Source organism: Paraburkholderia saeva (assembly GCF_907164555.1).
Lineage (GTDB): Bacteria > Pseudomonadota > Gammaproteobacteria > Burkholderiales > Burkholderiaceae > Paraburkholderia > Paraburkholderia saeva.
In genome coordinates this window covers 657,651-676,841 of sequence record NZ_CAJQZC010000003.1, presented here as the reverse complement: position 1 = coordinate 676,841, position 19,191 = coordinate 657,651, and the positions used below count along the sequence as shown (strand labels likewise).

Below are 19,191 nucleotides of genomic sequence, written 5' to 3'. Positions count from 1 at the left end.
TGCGGCAGCGAGGGCGTCAGATCAAGCCCGCTCCATGCCATACCGCCGCCTGGCCGCATCGGCCTGTGGTGACGCCAGGAACGACAGCAACGCCTTCGCGGCTTCAGGCCGCCCTGATATCGCGCACACGGCCCCGGAAAAAATCGTAGCGATCTGGATTTCAGGCGGCAGCGGTCCAACGACATCGATGCCCGACACATGCATCAACTCGCTCAACTGCTGGAAACCGAGCTCGACTTCCCCACGCGCCACGAGCGTACCAACCGGGACACCCGGCGGCGCCTGCACAATGCGCGGCGCGATGGTCTCCGCGATGCCCCAGCGTTCGAATAGCCGCGTCAGGTGCACACCGCTCGGCCCCGTCGAATAGCCAATGCTGCGTGCAGCGAGGACCGCATCGCGCATCGCGCGTTCGCTGCCGATATCCGGACGCGGCGCACCGCACGCCACTGCAACCGCCACGCCCGAGCGGGCCACGTCGACACGGCCTTCGGGATCGATCCGGCCCGCTTCGGCGAGCCGGTCGATCGCGTCGCTCGCCAGTACGACGACGTCGAACGGTTCACCTTCCTGAACGCGGCGGATCGCAGCAACGCCGCCCGCCGGTTCGATCGCCACTCGCTGCCCGGTTTGCCGCTCCCAGACTTCGCTGAGTTCGGCGAGCATGCCCCGGGTGGCCATCGAAGAAATACCGGTGATCGCTTCGCGCATGGCGGGACCATTGACCATGTTTGCCGCCCTTTTCAATCGATGTAGCGCAGCCCCGCCTGCCGCAACGGCTCGCGCATGCTATACATGTCCAGTCCAAGCACGCCGGTTGCCAGTTTCGCGCGCTTCTCGTCTTCGTTCGCTTCGCGTGCAATCGCCTTGTCGAGCACCTTGCGCGCCGACGCTGCCGGCACCACGACTACGCCGTCATCGTCCGCGACGACCACGTCGCCCGGGTTCACGAGCGCGCCGGCGCACACCACCGGAATGTTTACCGAGCCGAGCGTCGCCTTGACCGTGCCCTTCGCTGAGATGGCCTTGCTCCACACCGGAAACTGCATCTCTGTCAGCACGCTGATGTCGCGCACGCCGCCATCGATGATGAGCCCGCGCGCACCGCGCGCCTTGAAGCTCGTCGCGAGGAGGTCGCCGAAGTAACCATCGGTGCAGTCCGTCGTGACGGCGGCAACGACGAGGTCGCCTGGCTGGATCTGCTCTGCCGCCACGTGCAGCATCCAGTTGTCGCCTGGTTGCAGCAAAACGGTGACGGCCGTGCCGCCGGCGCGCGCGCCAACGTAAATGGGTCGCATATAGGGCTTGAGCAGACCCGTGCGGCCCATTGCCTCGTGAACAGTCGCGGTGCCGAGCGCGCCGAGCTGTGCGGCCACGTCACCTTCCGCGCGCTGGATGTTGCGATACACAACGCCGAGTTCATACATGATCAGGCTTCCTTCTTTTTCAATGCAGCGTCGAGACGTGGATACACGCGCCGCGCGTTACCCTCGTAAATCTTGTAGCGCGCTTGCGCGTCGATGTGCGCGGCCTCGATATAGCGCTTCGTGTCATCGAAATAGTTGCCCGTCTCCGGATCGATGCCACGCACCGCGCCGATCATTTCGCTCGCGAACAGGATGTTGTCGACGGGAATGACGCGCGTCAGCAGGTCGATGCCCGGCTGGTGATAAACGCACGTATCGAAGAACACGTTGTTGAGCAGATGATCCTTCAGCAGCGGCTTTTTCAGCTCCTGCGCGAGTCCCCGAAAGCGTCCCCAGTGATAGGGCACCGCGCCGCCGCCGTGCGGAATCACAAAGCGCAGTTGCGGAAAATCGCGGAACAGGTCTGACGTGAGGCATTGCATGAACGCGGTCGTATCCGCGTTCAGGTAATGCGCGCCGGTCGTGTGAAAGCACGCGTTGCAACTGGTGCTCACGTGGATCATGGCCGGAATGTCGTACTCGACCATCTTCTCGTAGAGCGGGTACCAGTAGCGGTCCGACAGCGGCGGGCTCGTCCAGTGCCCGCCCGACGGGTCCGGATTGAGATTGATCGCCACGTTGCCGTACGCCTCGACGCACCGGACGAGTTCAGGAATGCAGGTGGCGATATCCACGCCAGGACTTTGCGGCAGCATCGCGGCGGGCACGAAATGATCGGGAAACAGCTGGCTCACCCGAAAGCACAGTTCGTTGCAGATCGCCGCCCACGTGCTGGAGACCTGAAAATCGCCGATGTGGTGCGCCATGAAGCTCGCGCGCGGGCTGAAAATCGTCAGGTCGAGGCCGCGTTCGCGCATCAGCTTCAGCTGGTTGCCTTCGATCGACTCGCGCAGTTCGTCGTCGCCAATCTGCAGTTCCGAGACCTTCGGCATTTCTGACGGACTGCCGATGCCCGCAATCTGGCGGTTGCGCCACGCCTCCAGCGCTTTTGGCGCGGTAGTGTAATGGCCGTGGATATCGATGATCATCGTCGCTCCGGACAACGGTTGTGATTACCGGCGCGCGGTCACGAATGCCACGCGCGCCGCCTTCCTTAGTGTGCAGCGGTGGGCTGCGCGCTCGCTTCGCTGACGCGCGTGCGCTGCGCCAGCAGGATCGCGATTGCAGCCAGCACGGCGGGAACGGCCAGCATCGCGAGGATCGCGCCGAACTGCCAGCCGAGCCCAAGCAGCGCGCCGCCGATCGCCGAGCCAAAGATGCTGCCGAAGCGGCCCATGCCGAGCATCCAGCTGACACCGGTGGCGCGTGCGACCGTCGGGTAACGGCTCGGCGCAAAGGCGTTGAGTCCGGTCTGCGCGCCGCTCATGCAGAAGCCCGCAGCGAAGACCAGCAACGTCAGCGACGACGACAGCGCGCCGATCCACCCCAGCGCGAGCACGCACAGACCGCCGCCCACGTAGGCCGCGCTGATCACGGGCGCCGGACGCACCTTGTCCATCAGGAAGCCAACGCAGATCGCGCCGATCGTTCCGCCGATCTGGAACATCGCGGTCACGTTCGCAGCGGTCGTGACCGTGAGGCCAGCGTCCTTCATCAGCGTCGGCAGCCAGCCGGTCAGCAGATAGATCACGAGCAGACCCATGAAATACGTCACCCACAGCGCGGCCGTCATGAAGCCGTACCCTTGTGAGAACAGCACGCCAATCGGCTTGCGCGTCGGCAGCGGCGGTTCACTGGAGACGAACACTTCGTCCCCGGCAAAACGGGCACCGCTCACGCGACCGAGCACCGCGCCAATCCGCGCCGGCGACGCGCCGCGCACTGCCAGCAGACGTGCCGATTCAGGCAGCAGCCAGATCTGCAGCGGGATCAGTACGAGCGGCAGCGTGCCGCCGAAGATCAGCACCGAGCGCCAGCCGTGCTCCGGAATCAGCCAGCCAGCAGCGAAACCGATCAGCGCAGAGCCCAGATTGAAGCCGGTGAACATGATGGTTATCAGCAGCGCACGTTTGCGCTGCGGTGCGTACTCCGAGAGCAGCGTCGTCGTGTTCGGCATGGCGGCGCCAAGGCCGATGCCTGTCAGCAGACGCAGGACTGCCATTTCCATCGGCGAATGCGTAAACGCCGTTGCGATCGTGAAGACGCCGAACAGAAACACCGAGGTGATCAACACCCACTTGCGTCCGATACGATCCGATGCGGGACCCGCCGCCAGCGCGCCGATCACAAGACCGAGCGGCGCCGCGCTCATCACGAGGCCAAACGTGGGGCGCGAAATACCCCAGTCGTGAATGATCGAGGGCGCGACGAAGCCCATGATGGCCACGTCCATGCCATCCGCCGTGACGATGACAAAGCACAGCGCCACCAGCAGCCACTGGTAGGGCGAAATGGCGCGGGCGTCGATAAACGCCTTGATATCGATGGTTTTTCCACTTGTCATGGCTGTTCTCCTGTCTCCTTCAATCTGGTTTTATGGCGCGACGGCGGTCGTCGTTGTCATGCTTTCCGCCCGTCAGCGCTTCTCTTTTTCCGCACTGTCCCAATCCAGCTTTCCGGCTGCCTTGCCGGCCACGGAATACAGCGCGCCAGGCGCGTTGCGGGTGCGCTGAAACGCTTCCAGCGTTTCGCCGCGCATCGCGGCGTAGATGTGCAGGTTCGATACGCCCGTCACCGCGCCCAGCTTTTCGAGCATGAAGAAGATGACGCCGTAGTGCAGCAGGCCGCGCCAGTCGCGCCGGCGAATCAGGTCGCGCTCTTCACCAGTCAGTCCGGCTGCCTCGAAGCTCGCTTCCGGATCGCGCAGAAACGCCTCGCGATGCGACGGCTCGACCATCCGGTGCAGGTAATCGTTGATCCGGTACGCGCGGACGGCGATTTCGATCGTGAACGGGTACGTGCCTTCCAGCTTCTCGATGCCAGCCAGTTCGCGGGTCATGTGACGCTGGTGACGTTCGATCGCCGCAGGTTCCGTTTCGCCGCCCTCGCCTTCGTAGATGGCGGTCGCGATACCCGCCATCGAAGGCAGGTAGTAGCTGCGATGTGTGCAGACGACGTTCGCCGGCATCGCGCCGCGCATCGTCAGCCACATCACCACTTCCGAACCTTCGTAGCCGCCCAGCGCCGCGTATTCCGCGATCGTCATGCCGGCGAGCTGCTCGGGGTCGCGCTCCAGCAGATCGAGAAAGCGCTGGTCCCATTCCGTGTTGTTGAAACCGGCACGCTCTCCGTGCACCTGATGCGACAGGCCACCGGTTGCGACAATCGCGACCTTCAGGTCTTCCGGATAGCTTTCGATTGCGCGCCGCAGCGCCTGCCCCAGTTTGTAAAAGCGTCGCGCGGAGGGGACCGGCATCTGCAGCACGCCCATCTGCAGCGGCACCAGTTTCACGGGCCATTCGGGCTTGTGCGGGCACAGCATCGAGAGCGGCGAAAAGCAACCGTGATCGAGCGCCTTGTTCTGGAAGAAGGACATGTCGAACTCATCGGCCATAAGCGACGTGCCGATGTGCGCGGCGAGCCCCGGATGGCCGTTGATCGGCGGCAGGTCGCGCGCACCGCCGCCCTCGTCCGCCACGTGCCACTGCGGGCCGACACCCAGCGCGAACGCCGAATAATGGTCGAAGAAAAACGACGTGACGTGATCGTTGTAGATCAGCAGGAGCACGTCGGGTTTGCGGTCGGCGAGCCAGTCGGCAAGCGGCGCGAAATTCTCGAAAATCGGCGCCCAGACGGGGTCGTCGCGCTTGTTCTTGTCGAACGCAAAACCGATGGTGGGTGTGTGCGACGCTGCAATGCCGCCAATGATTCGTGCCATGCCGTACTCCTTAAAACCCATTCATACGTTCGGGCCGATCGACCTGTCGGCCCCGGCGAATTGCCGTGGGCCGCGGAGCGCGCCGTTACGTGTCTGGGGCAGAAGGTAGTCAGACACCCTGTCCGCTGGAAGGGTGGGTTAACGAGATGCAATGACGAAAAGATGCCGTTTCCGGCTGTTCAGGCTGTCGCGCCAGAGAATGGCGATCCGCTCCCAGATCAGGCCCATCAAGGGCTTCAGGCAGTTTCCGGGGCGTTGCGGGACGACGTCCGCCGCGGCTTTGTCGAAACACCAGCCGATAAATAAAACAGATAGACAGGAAATCAAGTCGCAAAAGGCGTGACGCTGGCCGGCGGCGAAGTCTCGCAGGCCAGCGTGGCTGTGTCGACGAATCGTGCGGTGGGGAGGCGACGTGGAGAATATCGCGAGAGTAGTGAGCAGCCGTGACCCGCACGCCTTGCGCGCACGGGTTCAGCTCATCTCGATGAGCGCGGGCCGCCCACCATCACGAAGCGATCGCCACCACGGATCGCCCCGACCGGTGTGGGCGCGGCTTTAACTGGCCGCGTCGTACGCCCAGGTGCCCGCGACGTCGATCTGCGTCTTGACGGAGTTCGCGAGGAAACACGCTTCGTGTGCTGCATGATGCAGATGATGCAACGCGTCGTCGGTGGGCATCTTTTCGCCCTTGAACGTGACGAGCGGTTTCAGCACCACCCGCGCGACGACTTCCTTACCCTCGTCGTTCTTCGCCATCGCGCCTTCGGCTTCGTCGCGATACGCCGCGACCGCATAGCCTTCCTGAGCCGCGATCGACAGAAACCACAACATGTGGCAACTCGATAGCGCAGCCACAAAAGCCTCCTCCGGGTCGACTGCGGCGGGGTCCGAAAACGGCACACGCACGACATGCGGCGAACTCGAAGCAGGCACGACCGCCCCGCCGTCGAACGACCAGCGATGCGCGCGGCTATAGCGATTGTCGGTAAATTTGCTGCCGTTACCGGTCCATTCGACGACTGCGGTGTGTAGTGCCATGTAAACCATCCCCCGGTGTCAGAAAACTGGAGCAGCGACAATGATCAGATCGGCGTGAGTACCGGTTCGCCTGCGAAATGGCGCGTTGCGTTATCGATGAAGTTGCGCACCGTCGCCGCAATTGATTCCGGCGAAGTACCGGCGACATGCGGCGTCAGCACGACGTTCGGCAATGCGATGAGCGCTTCGGGCGGATGCGGCTCGCTTTCGTAGACATCGAGCCCGGCGCCCGCAATCGCGCCCGCCTTCAGTGCCGCCGCGAGCGCGGCCGTATCGACTACGCTTCCGCGCGCTACGTTGACAAGAAAGCCCGTCGGCCCAAGCGCATCGAGCACGGCCCTGTCGATCAGATGCCGGGTCGACGCGCCGCCCGGCGTCGCCACGATGAGGTAATCACTCCAGTGCGCGAGCGCCAGCACGCTCTCGAAGTAGCGGCTCGTCGCGCCGATTCGTGGCTGGCGGTTGTGATAGCCGGTTTCGAGATCGAAACCGGCCGCACGCCGCGCGACCTTCTCGCCGATATTGCCGAGGCCAACGACGCCCAGCCGCTTGCCCGACACCGTTGGACGCATCGGCAACGCATCGCGCCACACGCCGTTACGCGTGGCGAGATCGCGCTGCGGTACGTCCCGCACGACCGCCAGCAGCAGCGCGAAGGCGTGATCGGCGACACAGTCGTCGTTTGCGCCGGCGCCGTTCACCAGCACGATGCCGCGTGCGCGTGCGTGATCGACCGCGATGTTTTCGTAGCCGGCGCCGAGCGCGCTGACGAATTCGAGCTGCGCAAGCCGGTCGAATTCAGCGGCGGTGAGCCCCGTCGTGCCGTTGGTCAGCACGGCCCGGATCGTCTCGCCGTGACGGGCGATGGCCTCAGTGCGCTGCGTGGGCGTGGGTGCGTGGATGAGATCGAACGATGCGGAGATGTCCGCGAGACTGCCCCCGTCGAGGGGAATCAGGACCAGCAAGGAAGGCTTCATGACCCGGCGAGAATTCTGGTTGAAAGACGCTGGTTGAGAAAGCTGTGGCAGGCGAAGTATACCCGCGTCACCCGATCTGGCGGAGGTCGGCTTCTCGCCGGAGCACTCGCGGCGCACAGCCCGAGCTGGCATTCCGGCGACCTTCGTACCCCGTAGCCCACAGGCGGGCCGGCTCCTTTCTTCGCCGATATCGGGACCCCGAAACCGATGCCGGGACGGCCCCAAGCCGCCTCCGAACCTGCATCGCCCGGCGCTTCGATCCCGTCTGCCGCGCTCCATCCGACTGAATAGTCGCTTCCCGAGCTTCTGGCGGCTCCGAACTCGTCTTAAAATAGTCGCACTTTCGACTACGGACGCGTCATGCCGGATAACCTCAGTATGCAAGGTGAATTGCGCGGTCGTCCGCTTGCGAGCGACGACACCGAAATGTTCGAGCTGGCGCCCGTTTCGCTCTGGCTCGAGGATTTCAGCGGCGTGCAGGCGCTCTTCGACGGCTGGAGAGCAGAAGGCATCACCGATCTGCGGGCCTGGTTCGCGGAAGATCTCGCGCGCGTGGCGCAATGTTCGTCCCGTATCCGGGTGATCAAGGTCAACCGGCGCACGCTGACGCAATTCGAGGCGGCCGACCTGAGCGTGCTGACCGACAACCTCGCGAGCGTGTTTCGCGACGACATGCTGAAAACCCATATCGAAGAGCTGTGCCAGCTGTGGGACGGTCAAAATCACTTTGTCAGCAAGACGGTCAACTACACGCTGGGCGGCCGCCGGCTCGATGTGCTCGTGAAGGGCAACGTGCTGCCAGGCCACGAGGCGCGCCTCGACCGCGTGCTGGTGGCGGTCGAGGACATCACCGAACTGGAAGGCGCGCGCCGCCGCATCGTGGATGGCGAACTGTATGCGCGCGGCCTCTTCGAGCATTCGCCGGTATCGCTGTGGGTCGAGGATTTCAGCGCCGTCAAACGCCTGCTGGACGAGGCCCGCGCGGCGGGCATCGTCGATTTCCGCGTGTTTACCGATGTGCATCCGGAGTTTGTCGAGCGCTGCATGCAGGAAATTCACGTCATCGACGTGAACCAGCACACGCTCGAAATGTTCGCGGCACCCGACAAGAAAACGCTGCTCGCGCGCCTGCAGGACGTGTTCCGCGACGACATGCGCCCGCATTTTCGCGAGCAGCTGATCGATCTGTGGGAGAACAAGCTGTTCCAGCAGCGCGAAGTGCTCAACTATTCGCTGGAAGGCAACGAGCTCCACGTTCATCTGCAGTTTTCCGTGCTGCCGGGCCACGAACGCCACTGGGACCTCGTGCTTGTCGCGCTGACCGATATCACCGCGCGCAAGAAAGCCGAAGCCTACCTCGAGTTCCTCGGCAAGCACGACGTGCTGACCAAGTTGCGCAACCGTTCGTTTTATGTCGATGAGCTGAACCGCCTTGAACGCAAGGGGCCGTACCCGGTGACGGTCATCATGGCCGACCTCAATGGCCTGAAACGCATCAACGACCAGCTCGGCCACGCGGCCGGCGACGCACTGCTGCGCCGTGCCGGCGAAGTGCTGGCGAAGGCGCTTGAAACGCCGTTTCACGCGGCGCGGATCGGCGGCGACGAGTTCGCGATCCTGCTGCCCGGCACCGACGAACGCGGCGGCGCCGCGATGATCGACACGATCAGGCAACTCGTCGATTTGAACAACCAGTTCTATCCCGGCTCGACGCTGAGTTTCTCGATGGGTGCGGCGACCTGCCCGCAGGGCGAGCGGATCGAATCCGCCGTGCAGCGCGCGGACCTGCTGATGTACGAAGAGAAGCGCGCGCACTACGCGAACCGGAACGGCGACGCGTCAACGGCCTGAAGCCGCGCGCGCCGCCCTTCAGCGGCGCGCAGTTGCCGTTACGTTTGCGAACCCGGCGCGCGCACCGCTTCGCCATACGTGCTCACGATCCGGCGGTCCTGTTCGGCTACGGAGAACAGCTCCCACTCCAGCCCGTTGACGTCCACACTCTTCGTGTAGCCATCGCAGGCGTCGTCTTCGAAGCCGACATGGCGTAACTGGCCGGCTTTTTCCGGCGTCTCGTTGATCGAAAAGTTGAGCAGATCGGTGCGCCACATGGCGTAGAGCCCGGGCACGACGGCCGTCGGCGGCTGGCCGAGGCGCTCGCTATATTCGGCAATCGATGCGTCAAGACTCGCTACGGCGAGCGCGATGTGAAAACGTTTCATGATGAAGGTCTCCGGTCGAAATAGCGTGACGCCATCGTATCGGTGGTTCGAGACCGTAACCAGTTGCCGGATCATGCTGGTATCAGCGTTACCCGTATCGGGCGTTCACGATGCACGGACACGTGGACGCATCTGCACTGATTCACAGGAAACCGGTCCATGCTGTCTCATGTGTTTATCGGCGTTACCCGCTTCGAGCGCGCGTTCGATTTCTATGGCCCGCTCATGCACGAACTCGGCCTGCAACTGAAGTTTCGCGACGACGCGAGGCCGTGGGCCGGCTGGGTCTCGCCTGACGCGCCGCGTCCGCTCTTTCTGATTGGCGCGCCATTCGACGGTCAGCCGGCCACCTGCGGCAACGGCGCGATGATCGCGCTGCTGGCACGGGACCGCGCCAGCGTGGATCGCGCGCACGCCGCGGCGCTCACGCATGGCGGCGCGTGCGAAGGGCCGCCGGGGCTGCGGCCGGAATATCACGCGCACTACTATGGCGCCTACTTTCGCGACCCGGACGGCAACAAGCTCTGCGTGTGCTGTCACGACGCGCCGGCACAAACATAGCGCCCCTAACACAGCACGCCGTGACATCGGCGCGATGAAGTGCGATGAACGCGCGCCTACGCCGCTGTTACGTGACGCAACGTGGGCGCGGGCACGCGCGGCGGCGGCACATCGAACGTCGTGCGCACGCGCCGCACTTCTTCGACGGGACTGCAACCGAAGAGCCGCTTGAATTCGCGGCTGAACTGTGACGCGCTCTCATACCCGACGCGTGCCGCCGCCGCGCCCGCGTTCAGGTTGTCCTGCACCATCAAAAGACGCGCGTGATGCAGACGCGTTGCCTTCACGTACTGCATCGGCGACGTCGACGTGACCTGCTTGAACTGCGCGTGAAATACCGCGAGGCTCATGCCGGCTTCGCGCGCGAGCATATCGACGTCGAGGTTGCCCTGGTAATCCGCGTGAATGAGGCGCAGCGCTTTCGCGATGCGGCCAAAGTGATGCTGGTGCGTGAGCGCCGCGCGCAGCGCGTCACCCTGCTCGCTCTTCAGCACGCGATAGAAGATCTCCCGCACGATCGATGCGCCCAGAATGCGCGCGTCGAGCGGCGAGACGAGCGCTTCGAGCAGACGCAGCACCGCGTCGCTCAACGGCTGGTCGAGCGCAGTCGAATAGATGCCTTTCGGCTCGATGCGCTGCATGCCGCGCGTGTCGTTCAGCGCCATCAGCAGTTCGGCGATCGTGGTGAGATCGACGCGAATCTTGATCGCGAGGAGCGGTTCTTCCACGCTGGCTTCCGTTTCGCTTTCGAACGGCAGTGGCACCGAGAGCACGAGAAACTGCTGGGCGTCGTAGACGAATACGTCGTCGCCGAGATAACCGCGCTTGCGGCCCTGGCAAACGATGACGATGCACGGTTCGTACATCACGGGCATGCGGGGCGTCGAGCGGTTCGAACGCATGAAACTCACGCCTTCCAGACACGAATGTGTGTAGCCTTCCGCGGGCGCGAGCGTGCCAAGCAACCCGACCATGCGCTTCTGCGCGGGGCTGATGAAGCCGCTACACGTGCCGGTTGCCGGTTGAGTCGAGTTCATGACAGGGACTGTTCAGCTCAGGAGAATAAGGCTCCAAATCTAGCACCAATCCATCGTCAATGTGCACGCCCAGGAGAATCAGGCAAACCTTCAAGACGATCAGGTCTTTCCCCGAATGACGGCGGTCCCTAAGATGGGAACCCTGCCGGCACGCCCGGCACACCATCGGCACTCCCCCTCGACACTTGCTGTCGCGCCTACATTTTTCCTGGAGGTCCTGTGAACACGACTCATGCCTATGCCGCGCTCGACGCCACTTCGAAGCTCGTTCCGTTCGAGCTTCAGCGCCGCGCGCTGCGTGATCACGACGTGCAGATGGACGTGCTGTTCTGCGGAGTGTGTCACTCCGACCTGCATACAGCGCGCAATGAATGGAAGAACACGGTGTATCCGGCCGTGCCGGGTCACGAGATCGTCGGCCGCGTGACGGCCGTCGGTCCGCAGGTTTCGAAATACGCGGTGGGCGATCTGGTGGGCGTCGGCTGTCTGGTCGATTCGTGCCGCACGTGTCCGAGTTGCAAGGAAGGTCTCGAGCAGTATTGCGAGGTCGGCTTTGTCGGCACATATAACGGCGCAGATCGCGAAACCGGCGAGAACACGTACGGCGGTTATTCAACGGCGCTCGTCGTCGATGAAGCGTTTGTGCTGACCGTGCCGGAGAATCTCGATCCCGCAGGCGTCGCGCCGCTGCTGTGTGCGGGCATCACCACGTATTCGCCGCTGCGTCAGTGGGGTGCGGGTCCGGGCAGGAAGGTCGGTATCGTGGGCCTGGGCGGCCTCGGCCACATGGGCGTGAAGCTCGCGCATGCGATGGGCGCACACGTCGTGCTGTTCACCACATCCGCGTCGAAGATCGAAGACGCGAAACGCCTCGGTGCCGACGAAGTCGTGATTTCGAAGAACGCGGACGAGATGGAAGCGCATACGAACAGCTTCGACCTGATCGTCAACACGGTGGCCGCGCAGCACGACCTGAACCCGTTCATCAACCTGTTGAAACGCGACGGCACGATGACGCTGGTTGGCGCACCGGAGCACGATCACCCGTCGCCGCAGGTGTTCAACCTGATCATGAAGCGCCGCCGTCTTGCGGGTTCGCTGATTGGCGGCATCGCGGAAACGCAGGAAATGCTCGACTTCTGTGGCAAGCATGGCATCACCTCCGACATCGAGATGATCCCGATGCACAAGATCAACGACGCGTATGAACGCATGCTGAAGAGCGATGTGAAATACCGCTTCGTGATCGATATCGATTCGATGCGCAAGTAAGCACGCCGCCGAAGCGGAGTCTTGCAGTTCGATGCAGGCCGCGCGGTCCGATCGCGCGGCCTGCTGCTTTCCGGCGCTCATGCCTGAGCGCATGACGTCGTTGTCCCTTCGCGTTCAAAACGCGCGTGATGCATCCGCGTCACGTCCCTGTCGTTAGCACTTCAATACTGCTTCTCCTGAATCCAGGAGGAACAGGCAAATCGTCCGGAGCCTCAGCCATTCCCTGAAGCACGGCAGGTCCGTACGATATAAACAACTGCCCGAGCATCCGTATTGCGTCACACGGCTGGCCTTTGGCACGTCTCTAGTCCGTCCTTGACGAGGAGATTGCCCGTGATCGATCGTATTCAGGCGATGCGCACTTTTACCCGCATCGTAGATACCAACAGCTTTACCCGCGCGGCCCAGTCGCTCGACATGCCGCGTGCCACTGTCACCACGATTGTCCAGAATCTCGAAGCGCTGCTCGGCACACAACTGCTCGTGCGCACGACACGGCGTCTCAGCCTGACCGTCGAAGGCGCGGCGTACTATGAACGTTGTGCGCAGATTCTTGCCGACATCGACGAAATGGAAGCGAGCCTGCATCAGGCCACCGACCGGCTCAGCGGCCGTCTGCGCGTCGAGATGCCGGGCGCGGTGGCCACGGCGCTCGTGCTGCCCGCGCTCGACGATTTTCATACGCGCTATCCGAACGTCGACCTCACGATCGGCGTGAGCAACCGGCCGGTGGATCTCGTCGGCGAAGCGGTGGATTGCAGTATCCAGCTGGGCGCGCTACCCGACTCGGGTCTCGCCGCACGCCGCCTCGGCACGCTCGAGCACGTCACGTGCGCGAGCCCGGCGTATATCGAACGCTACGGCATGCCGACGAGCCTCGATGAGTTCGACAGCCACGTCGCGGTCAATTGCATGTCGGCGCATAACGGCCGCGCGGTGGACTTCGATTTTGAAGTTGGCGGCAAGGCACTCAACGTGAAGGTGAACGGCTTCGTGAAAGTGACCGACGAGCTCGCGTATCTGACGTGCGGCCTGCGCGGGCTCGGCTTGATCCAGCCCGCGCGGATCGCGGCGCAACCATATCTCGACTCGGGCCAGTTGCGCGAAGTCCTGCCGCAATGGAAGCCTTCGCCGATGCCGGTATCGGTCGCGTATGTGAAGAACCGTCAGGTGTCGCCACGCGTGCGCGCATTCGTCGACTGGCTCGCCGATCTGTTCGAACGCACGGAGCACGCAAGCGAGGACATGTCGCGCGTACGTCAACTCCTGCGCGGCGTATATCCCGACGAAGTGAGGTAATCAAGAATACGGTGGCCGCGCGCATGGCGGCCAGCCGAAGGCATGAAACGCGGTCGCTTTAACGAAAGATGTCTCTCGCAATGACCGGACTGCTGCATGCGCAGGCAGTCCGGCGTTTTACGGCAATTACGACTCTTCCGACCACGCGTTGTTTTCGCGCGCCATCAATGCCGACGAAGCCGCCGGCCCGAACGTTCCAGCCGTGTAATTGCGCGGCTTGTCGCCCGAACGCTTCCACCCTTCGATGATCGGCTCGACCCATGCCCACGCGGCTTCGAGTTCGTCGCGACGCATGAAGTGCGTAAGGCGGCCACGGACCACGTCGATCAGGAGGCGCTCGTACGCTTCCGCGCGACGCTCGGTGAATGCCTGTTCGAGATCGAGATTCAGGTTCACCGGCAGCATCTTGAGGCCACTGCCCGGCTCTTTTGCGAGCATCTGCAACTGGATCGACTCGGCCGGCTGCAACTGGATCACGAGACGGTTGCCATAGTTGCGCGGCCCCGCGGGAATAATCGCGAACGGCAGGTCGGCAAACTCGATAACGATCTCCGACACCTTCTTCTGCATCCGCTTGCCGGTGCGCAAATAAAACGGCACGTTCGCCCAGCGCCAGTTGTTGATATGCGCGCGCAACGCGACGAACGTTTCCGCGCGGCTGTCGGCCGGCACGTTGTCTTCCTGCAGATATCCCTTCACCGGCTCACCGCCGACCGCGCCCGCGGTGTACTGGCCACGCACCGTGTCGCGGGCGATGTCTTCGTCGGTCATGCGACGCAGCGAGCGCAGCACCTTCAGCTTTTCGTCGCGCACAGCGTCAGGATCGAGCGACACCGGCGGCTCCATCGCGACGATGCACAGCAACTGCAGCAGGTGGTTCTGCACCATGTCACGCAGCGCGCCGGTTTCGTCGTAGAAGCCCGCGCGGCTGCCCACGCCGACGTTTTCCGCCACCGTGATCTGCACGCTCTTGATGTACGGCGCCTGCCACAACGGTCCAAAAATCGCGTTGCCAAAGCGCAGCACCATCAGGTTCTGCACCGTTTCCTTGCCGAGATAATGGTCGATGCGATAGATCTGCGTTTCCGCGAAGTGCTGGCCCACCGAATTGTTGATCGCCTGTGCCGAAGCCAGATCGTGACCCAGCGGCTTTTCGAGCACGACACGCGAATGTTCGTCGACGAGGCCCACGGCCGCGAGGTTGTCGCAAATCGTCGTGAAGAGCGCGGGCGCGGTGGCAAGATAGAACACGCGACGCACGCCGGGGCGTGACACTTCGGCAAGACACGCGTAGTCGGCGGCGGAATCGACGTCGATGCGCACGTATTCGAATAGCGACAGGAATTTGTCCCACGACACCGGGTCGAGCGCCTTGTGTTCGACGAACGGCTTCGAATGCTCTTCCATGAACCCGAGATATTCGTCGCGTGTCCAGTTTTTACGGCCGATCGCCAGAATGCGCGTGTTCGCGGGCAGATTGCAGTGCTGATGCGCCATGTACAGCGCAGGCAACAACTTGCGGGCCGACAGGTCGCCGCCGCCCCCGAAGATGATCATGTCGAGCGGCAAATCGGGCGAGGCGTGGGTAGTCTGGGTCGTCATAGTGCAATGCACCGGTAAGAATGTCGGTCAGAAGCAGAAAAACGCACGGCACGCCGGGCGTTTTTTCGCGAACGCCTATGTTGCAACGTTTTGAGATTGTTTGCACGCGCGGCGCGCCGCGGCCGTGGTCGCTGATCCACGATCTGGCTTGCGCTCCTTGCGATCCAGGCGAGAGGCGGAAGAATCGCAGGCACGCGGCGCGAAAGCTTTGTCAGCCGTCGCTTAACGCGGCCCGTGCGACGCGGCAGGCGGCCAGATCCCACGCCGCGCAGCCGACCGTCTTGAACACGACAGGCGTGCCGCCCGCAACGGGAGACGTGTTTTTTGCCAGCACGGAAGCAATCGCCGTCACCGCGTTCCAGTCGACGCCGGCCTGGATGTAATCGCCGGCTTCGTGCTTCGCGCCCGCAAGATCGTCGACGAAAAGCGCGCTTCCGAGCACGGTGCGCGCGCCGATTTCCACCGCATCCGGCGTGAACGCGCCGACGCCGATCACGAGCCGGTCCGCGCGCGGCGCTTCGTCGTAGACCGCGATCTTGCTGGTGGTCAGCGTGATCACAAGATCGACGGAATCCGGCACGTCCGTGTCCAGCGCTGTCTGCACGCGTGGTGCCGCCGCGCGATGCGCGTCGCAGAACGCTTCCGCGCGCGCCGCGGAACTGCCGCGCACGCGAATGAGCGCATCCGGAAACAGCTCCGCGATGGCTTCCAGATGATTGCCCGATTGCGTGCCCGCGCCGATCAGCAGAACATCGCGCGGTGCGGCGGGCAGAAACGTCTGGATGCCGAGCATCGTCATCGCGGCGGTGCGGCGGCCGGTGACCGTCGGGCCGTCGAGGATGAAGCGTGTTTCGCCCGTATCGGCGTCGCTTGCCATCACCTGGCCGTGAATGGTCGGCAACGCGCGTGTGCGGTTCGTCGGGCACACGTTCACAAGCTTGTGAATCGCGAGATCGGGCGCGGTGGCCGGCATCGACAGCATCACGCCGCCCGCGTTCAACGGCACGACGAGCCGCTCAGGGCTCGCGATGCGGCCCTGCGCGTAGTCCGCCGCGGCCACTTTCAGTGCATCGACGAGCGACGCGTACGGCGTAAGCCGCGCGGTCTGCGCGGCATCGAAAATGCGGGTCGTCATACTCGTGGGGTCCTTTGCTTCGAAGCATGCGGCGCGTTAGCGCACCAGAAAGCCGTAGGTCAGCGGGTCACGTTCGTCGATGATCCAGTTCGCGAAGCCGCAGATATAGGCATCGCCGGCAATCTCCGGGATGACGGCGTCGAAGCGGTCGAGTTTCGTTTCGGACAGCACGCGTCCGCGAAAAATCGTGCCGATCACCGATTCGTTGACGAGCGTTTCGTCGCGACCGAGCTGGCCGCGCAGATACAGTTGCGCGACGCGCCCGCCCGTTCCGGAACCCGTCGGCGAACGGTCCACTTCACGGTCCGCGAACACGCAGCAGTTTGCCTGCGTCGAGCCGGCGAAGCGCGGTTCGTTGTCGATGATCGTGCCGTAGATATGATTGATCTCGGGGATGTGCGGATGCTCGACCTTGAACGCCGCGTTCGCCGCGCACTTCACTTCCGCGCCGAACTGGATCAGGCGCTCGACCTCGGCTTCGCGCACCGCGAGGCCGAACGGCTTGCCGGACGTGTAGAAATAAAACGCGCCGCCAAACGCGATGTCGCCCGTGACTTCGCCGAACGTCGGCGTGTTCACCGTTACGTCGCGCTGCCAGATGAACGACGGCACGTTGACGAAGCGCACACCGCCCGCATGATCGCCATCCCATTCGACGAACGCTTCGATGAAGCCGCACGGCGCGTCGATACCGACACGCGTCTCCGGCTCCGTGCGCTCGATCCAGCCAAGGGAAACAGCGGCCGTGGCGAGCGCGATCACGCCATGGCCGCAATGGTCGCTGTAGCCCTCGTTGTGAACGAAGATGATGCCGAAGTCGGCGCCCTCGCTTACCGGCTCGGTCAGATAGCCGCCGTACATGTCGGCGTGGCCGCGCGGCTCGAACATCAGCGCGCGGCGCAGCGGTTCGCCATGTTCCTTCAACCACGCACGGCGCTCGACAATCGTCTTGCCCGGAATCTTCGGCAGTCCACTTGTGACGATCCGGAACGGCTCGCCGCCGGTATGAACTTCAACGGTGCTGATCACACGATTCAACTTCATGATGCAACGGCACTCCTCTTTGCGATCAACGCCTGTCCAGCTGTCATCCTGCTCTCCTCCAACTTTTTCGATGTATCAAAACTGCCGCGTGAACGTGCGGCTTCAATCCGGCGTCGCGCCCGGTGCGCGAGTCGACTGGATCAGGAACAGCAGGTCGCCTGTCTCGATCGCACACGGCGGATCTTCATAAAACGACCGTACGCGCCCGTCGCGCGCAAGGCCGATCACCAGCGCGCCTGGCACCGCGTTGCTCTGGCATCCCACTTCGTAGGGCTGTGCAAACCGTTCCACCAGATTCACGCGCCCGCGCGACGACAGCAGATCGTTGACGAACGGCACGATGTACGTGCTGCTGACGGCGTCGGCCATCAACAGACCGCCGATCTTCGTCGACGAGATGATGACGTCAGCGCCGGCCTGACGCAATTGTCGCTGAAACGTCTGCTCCTGGATGCGCACGACGATCTTCGTTTCCGGCGCCACGCTGCGCACGGTCAGCGTCAGCAGGATCGCGGTGGCGTCTTCCTGCACGGCGACGATCACGGCTTTCGCCTGTCGCGCATGCACCTGTTGAAGCAGATCTTCCCGCGACGGATCGCCGAGCAGCCCCGCCACGCCGAGCGCGGTCGCGGCTTCGAGCGCGTGTTGCTGCGAATCGATCACCACGATCGAATCCGGATGGACGCCGCTTTCGAGCAGTTCGCGCACCGCCACCGATCCGCTCAGGCCAAAGCCGCACACGACGATATGATCGCGCAACCTTCTTTGCAGGCGTTTCATGCGGTATTCCTCGATGACGCGTTGAATGACGAACTGGTACGCGGTGCCCAGAAAGATAAACCAGATGATGATGCGAATCGGCACGATGAAGAACGCATCGATGAGCCGCGCGCGGTCTGTGACGGGCACGATGTCGCCGTAACCGACCGTCGCGACGGTGACCATCGTGAAGTACATCAGATCGATGATGCCGAGCACTTCCCTGTGTGCATCGCGCAGGCCGTCGCGATCGAGATACAGCACGACGAACGCGAGCACGCAGAGCGCCACGACGAGATAGAGCCGCAACATGAGCACGCGTTGCGGCGAAGCAGCCGGGCGCGTGAAGAGCGTACGGGCGCGCGGCGGCATCCACGTGCGACGGGCACGTCGCGGCAGACGGAAGCGGGATGGTTTGCGTCGCTCTTCGGACACGCGGCGCTCCAGAACCATGGGGAAAACTGATTCTACGACGACTGCCGGCCAATACGGTGAACGCAGGGCCGGATCGCTGCACACGATTCCATTCTGCCCGCGACTGGCGAGGTGTGGTTCCCCGGAAATCGCGGCCAGTCGCGACCGCTATTGATCGCTCGATTCCTGGTTTTTATTCTCGTCGAACATGGCGCGGCAGCCGGGGCTCAACTCCGACAGGTGCTGCTTCATACAGGCGATGATCTTCTCCCGGTTGGGGATTTCGGCCTTGCAGAAATGGAGGGCGTCGCCGCGACAGGCTTTGTGCTGCTGCTCGCTCGATGCCGCGGCGGCCGTATCCGCAGCACACAGCGAAGCAGCCAGCAGGGACGCACCAAGGCTCAGCAGGATGGATTGTCGATTCATGTTCTCGTCTCCTGATTCCTGATGACGGCTCACGCCGGGCGTCTGCCTGACGTGATGTAGCGCTGGTAGCAGGATCCGGACCCGATTCCGCCGCGTACCCGACCGTCAGCGTCGATCGCCCGGACGACGTATAATGGTTAACACCTAGGTATTAACCATTAATC

The 19,191-nt window shown here is 63.4% G+C and carries 18 protein-coding genes; 4 read left to right on the top strand and 14 right to left on the bottom strand.

Features of this window, described 5'->3' with window-relative positions:
* Positions 1-21: 21 nt before the first annotated feature.
* From LPA36_RS11180 to LPA36_RS11150, 7 genes are all read right to left on the bottom strand, one after another.
* Positions 22-729 carry a substrate-binding domain-containing protein gene (locus tag LPA36_RS11180; RefSeq protein ID WP_228876392.1) on the bottom strand — a complete coding sequence of 236 codons (708 nt, stop codon included), beginning with the start codon at positions 727-729 and terminating at the stop codon, positions 22-24.
* A gap of 14 nt (positions 730-743) precedes the next feature.
* The gene (gene ligK, locus LPA36_RS11175) at positions 744-1,427 is read right to left on the bottom strand and encodes a 4-carboxy-4-hydroxy-2-oxoadipate aldolase/oxaloacetate decarboxylase (RefSeq protein WP_228876391.1); all 684 of its coding nucleotides are present in this window, start codon (positions 1,425-1,427) and stop codon (positions 744-746) included.
* A gap of 2 nt (positions 1,428-1,429) precedes the next feature.
* Complete coding sequence (locus tag LPA36_RS11170) at positions 1,430-2,455, bottom strand: amidohydrolase family protein (protein ID WP_228876390.1); 1,026 nt, start codon at positions 2,453-2,455, stop codon at positions 1,430-1,432.
* Between the two features lie 65 nt (positions 2,456-2,520).
* Entirely contained in the window at positions 2,521-3,870 is a 1,350-nt protein-coding gene (locus LPA36_RS11165) for an MFS transporter (protein ID WP_228876388.1), read from the bottom strand.
* 72 nt (positions 3,871-3,942) lie between these two features.
* The gene (locus LPA36_RS11160; RefSeq protein ID WP_228876387.1) at positions 3,943-5,244 is read right to left on the bottom strand and encodes a gallate dioxygenase; all 1,302 of its coding nucleotides are present in this window, start codon (positions 5,242-5,244) and stop codon (positions 3,943-3,945) included.
* 555 nt (positions 5,245-5,799) lie between these two features.
* A complete protein-coding gene (locus LPA36_RS11155; protein ID WP_228876385.1) occupies positions 5,800-6,282 on the bottom strand; it encodes an OsmC family protein in 483 nt (160 codons plus the stop codon).
* Between the two features lie 44 nt (positions 6,283-6,326).
* Entirely contained in the window at positions 6,327-7,259 is a 933-nt protein-coding gene (locus LPA36_RS11150) for a 2-hydroxyacid dehydrogenase (RefSeq protein ID WP_228876383.1), read from the bottom strand.
* Positions 7,260-7,637: 378 nt separating this feature from the next.
* Here LPA36_RS11150 and LPA36_RS11145 point away from each other — a divergent pair, with 378 nt between their 5' ends.
* A complete protein-coding gene (locus tag LPA36_RS11145; protein ID WP_228876381.1) occupies positions 7,638-9,110 on the top strand; it encodes a sensor domain-containing diguanylate cyclase in 1,473 nt (490 codons plus the stop codon).
* A 38-nt stretch (positions 9,111-9,148) separates the two neighbouring features.
* On the opposite strand, the gene LPA36_RS11140 is transcribed toward LPA36_RS11145, so the two are convergent.
* The gene (locus LPA36_RS11140; protein WP_228876380.1) at positions 9,149-9,478 is read right to left on the bottom strand and encodes a VOC family protein; all 330 of its coding nucleotides are present in this window, start codon (positions 9,476-9,478) and stop codon (positions 9,149-9,151) included.
* A gap of 159 nt (positions 9,479-9,637) precedes the next feature.
* On the opposite strand from LPA36_RS11140, the gene LPA36_RS11135 reads away from it, so the two are divergent.
* Positions 9,638-10,039: a VOC family protein gene (locus tag LPA36_RS11135; RefSeq protein WP_228876379.1), complete on the top strand. Its 402-nt coding sequence runs from the start codon at positions 9,638-9,640 to the stop codon at positions 10,037-10,039.
* A gap of 56 nt (positions 10,040-10,095) precedes the next feature.
* Here the strand turns inward: LPA36_RS11135 and LPA36_RS11130 are convergent, their stop codons facing one another.
* Positions 10,096-11,076 (bottom strand): AraC family transcriptional regulator, encoded by a 981-nt coding sequence (locus LPA36_RS11130; RefSeq protein ID WP_228876371.1) that lies wholly within the window; start codon positions 11,074-11,076, stop codon positions 10,096-10,098.
* 219 nt (positions 11,077-11,295) lie between these two features.
* Here LPA36_RS11130 and LPA36_RS11125 point away from each other — a divergent pair, with 219 nt between their 5' ends.
* Together LPA36_RS11125 and LPA36_RS11120 are read left to right on the top strand one after the other, a co-directional pair.
* Positions 11,296-12,348, top strand: a complete 1,053-nt coding sequence (locus LPA36_RS11125) for an NAD(P)-dependent alcohol dehydrogenase (RefSeq protein WP_228876370.1) — start codon at positions 11,296-11,298, stop codon at positions 12,346-12,348.
* Positions 12,349-12,681: 333 nt separating this feature from the next.
* Positions 12,682-13,647, top strand: coding sequence for a LysR family transcriptional regulator (locus LPA36_RS11120; protein WP_228876368.1), 966 nt, complete (start codon positions 12,682-12,684; stop codon positions 13,645-13,647).
* A gap of 126 nt (positions 13,648-13,773) precedes the next feature.
* On the opposite strand, the gene zwf is transcribed toward LPA36_RS11120, so the two are convergent.
* The 5 genes from zwf to LPA36_RS11095 all read right to left on the bottom strand — a co-directional run bounded on the left by zwf (position 13,774) and on the right by LPA36_RS11095 (position 19,027).
* Positions 13,774-15,249: a glucose-6-phosphate dehydrogenase gene (gene zwf / locus LPA36_RS11115; protein WP_228876367.1), complete on the bottom strand. Its 1,476-nt coding sequence runs from the start codon at positions 15,247-15,249 to the stop codon at positions 13,774-13,776.
* Positions 15,250-15,460: 211 nt separating this feature from the next.
* Entirely contained in the window at positions 15,461-16,384 is a 924-nt protein-coding gene (gene lhpI / locus LPA36_RS11110) for a bifunctional Delta(1)-pyrroline-2-carboxylate/Delta(1)-piperideine-2-carboxylate reductase (RefSeq protein WP_228876365.1), read from the bottom strand.
* A 36-nt stretch (positions 16,385-16,420) separates the two neighbouring features.
* A complete protein-coding gene (gene lhpH, locus LPA36_RS11105; protein WP_228876359.1) occupies positions 16,421-17,428 on the bottom strand; it encodes a trans-3-hydroxy-L-proline dehydratase in 1,008 nt (335 codons plus the stop codon).
* Between the two features lie 102 nt (positions 17,429-17,530).
* The gene (locus LPA36_RS11100; RefSeq protein ID WP_228876358.1) at positions 17,531-18,622 is read right to left on the bottom strand and encodes a potassium channel family protein; all 1,092 of its coding nucleotides are present in this window, start codon (positions 18,620-18,622) and stop codon (positions 17,531-17,533) included.
* 147 nt (positions 18,623-18,769) lie between these two features.
* On the bottom strand, positions 18,770-19,027 hold the full coding sequence (locus LPA36_RS11095; protein ID WP_228876357.1) for a hypothetical protein: 258 nt from the start codon (positions 19,025-19,027) through the stop codon (positions 18,770-18,772).
* Positions 19,028-19,191: the final 164 nt, after the last annotated feature.

Excerpts from the sequence above, each read along its gene's own strand:
- LPA36_RS11155 (WP_228876385.1), bottom strand. The coding sequence starts at position 6,282 with ATGGCACTACACACCGCAGTCGTCGAATGGACCGGTAACGGCAGCAAA.
- zwf (WP_228876367.1), bottom strand. The coding sequence starts at position 15,249 with ATGACGACCCAGACTACCCACGCCTCGCCCGATTTGCCGCTCGACATG.
- LPA36_RS11145 (WP_228876381.1), top strand. The coding sequence starts at position 7,638 with ATGCAAGGTGAATTGCGCGGTCGTCCGCTTGCGAGCGACGACACCGAA.
- lhpI (WP_228876365.1), bottom strand. The coding sequence starts at position 16,384 with ATGACGACCCGCATTTTCGATGCCGCGCAGACCGCGCGGCTTACGCCG.
- LPA36_RS11135 (WP_228876379.1), top strand. The coding sequence starts at position 9,638 with ATGCTGTCTCATGTGTTTATCGGCGTTACCCGCTTCGAGCGCGCGTTC.
- LPA36_RS11180 (WP_228876392.1), bottom strand. The coding sequence starts at position 729 with ATGGTCAATGGTCCCGCCATGCGCGAAGCGATCACCGGTATTTCTTCG.
- LPA36_RS11160 (WP_228876387.1), bottom strand. The coding sequence starts at position 5,244 with ATGGCACGAATCATTGGCGGCATTGCAGCGTCGCACACACCCACCATC.
- LPA36_RS11095 (WP_228876357.1), bottom strand. The coding sequence starts at position 19,027 with ATGAATCGACAATCCATCCTGCTGAGCCTTGGTGCGTCCCTGCTGGCT.
- LPA36_RS11150 (WP_228876383.1), bottom strand. The coding sequence starts at position 7,259 with ATGAAGCCTTCCTTGCTGGTCCTGATTCCCCTCGACGGGGGCAGTCTC.
- LPA36_RS11165 (WP_228876388.1), bottom strand. The coding sequence starts at position 3,870 with ATGACAAGTGGAAAAACCATCGATATCAAGGCGTTTATCGACGCCCGC.
- LPA36_RS11170 (WP_228876390.1), bottom strand. The coding sequence starts at position 2,455 with ATGATCATCGATATCCACGGCCATTACACTACCGCGCCAAAAGCGCTG.
- LPA36_RS11140 (WP_228876380.1), bottom strand. The coding sequence starts at position 9,478 with ATGAAACGTTTTCACATCGCGCTCGCCGTAGCGAGTCTTGACGCATCG.
- ligK (WP_228876391.1), bottom strand. The coding sequence starts at position 1,427 with ATGTATGAACTCGGCGTTGTGTATCGCAACATCCAGCGCGCGGAAGGT.
- LPA36_RS11130 (WP_228876371.1), bottom strand. The coding sequence starts at position 11,076 with ATGAACTCGACTCAACCGGCAACCGGCACGTGTAGCGGCTTCATCAGC.
- lhpH (WP_228876359.1), bottom strand. The coding sequence starts at position 17,428 with ATGAAGTTGAATCGTGTGATCAGCACCGTTGAAGTTCATACCGGCGGC.